The sequence below is a fragment of the Moorena sp. SIO4E2 genome, from assembly GCF_010671945.1.
Classification (GTDB): Bacteria; Cyanobacteriota; Cyanobacteriia; order Cyanobacteriales; family Coleofasciculaceae; genus Moorena; species Moorena producens.
In genome coordinates this window covers 9,273-10,546 of record NZ_JAAHIE010000248.1, presented here as the reverse complement: position 1 = coordinate 10,546, position 1,274 = coordinate 9,273, and the positions used below count along the sequence as shown (strand labels likewise).

1 protein-coding gene is annotated in these 1,274 nt (G+C 45.1%); it reads right to left on the bottom strand.

All coding sequences use genetic code 11. The features are described from left to right. Window positions 1-35: 35 nt before the first annotated feature. The gene (locus F6K37_RS22490) at window positions 36-1,148 is read right to left on the bottom strand and encodes an S-(hydroxymethyl)glutathione dehydrogenase/class III alcohol dehydrogenase (RefSeq protein ID WP_287252254.1); all 1,113 of its coding nucleotides are present in this window, start codon (window positions 1,146-1,148) and stop codon (window positions 36-38) included. Between the last annotated feature and the right edge of the window lie 126 nt (window positions 1,149-1,274).

The window sequence follows — 1,274 nt, the reverse complement described above, 5'->3', positions numbered from 1 at the left end:
AACCTTAAACCTTAAACCTATGAATTAACCTTCAACTATCCAAACGTCACCACACTACGAATCGACTCACCCTTATGCATCAAATCGAAGGCATCATTAATTTGTTCCAAGGGCATGACATGGGTAATCATATCATCAATATTAATCTTACCTTCCATATACCAATCGACGATTTTAGGAACATCGGTGCGTCCTCTAGCTCCCCCAAAAGCTGTACCTCGCCAGACCCGTCCAGTCACCAGTTGAAAAGGTCGAGTATTGATTTCTTCTCCAGCACCTGCGACACCAATAATAATAGATTCACCCCAACCTTTGTGGCAGCATTCTAGAGCTTGGCGCATCACCTTCACATTACCAATACACTCGAAACTATAATCAGCGCCCCCTTTAGTTAAATCAATAATGTAAGGGACTAAATCTCCCTCTATTTCATTAGGATTGACAAAATCGGTCATCCCGAATTTTTCAGCAAGTTGTTGTTTTTTGGGATTAATATCAACACCTACAATTTGGCTAGCACCCACCATCCGTGCGCCTTGGATTACATTCAAACCAATTCCCCCGAGTCCAAATACCACGACTCTCGAACCTGGTTGAACTTTAGCGGTATTGATCACAGCACCAATACCCGTTGTAACTCCACAACCGATGTAACAAACTTTATCAAAGGGAGCATCTTTGCGGATTTTTGCTACTGCGATTTCTGGCAGTACGGTATAGTTAGCAAAGGTGGATGTCCCCATGTAATGATGGAGCATTTTGCTATCGACAGAGAAGCGACTGGTACCATCGGGCATCAAACCACGTCCTTGGGTATTCCGAATCGCCTGACAAAGATTGGTTTTACCACTTAAACAGTATTCACACTGACGGCACTCAGGGATATAGAGGGGAATCACATGGTCTCCTACCTGGACGCTAGTCACCCCTTCACCCACCTCAACGACTACACCTGCTCCCTCATGTCCTAGAATGGCTGGGAATAGTCCTTCTGGATCTGCGCCAGAGAGGGTATAGGCATCAGTATGGCATACTCCGGTTGCTTTAATTTCCACCATCACCTCACCCGCCTTAGGTTCGGCTACCTGAACCGTTTCAATGGATAAAGGCTTGCCTGCTTCAAAAGCTACTGCGGCTTTGACCTCCAAAATCGACTCCTACTTGGTTCTATCAACTGACCTATTCTATTGAAATATTCTGGCTTTGGATAGCAAGCAAAAGAGGAGGTACACAGGATTTTTACCTGTTCCCGAATCCCGAATCCCGATTCCCGA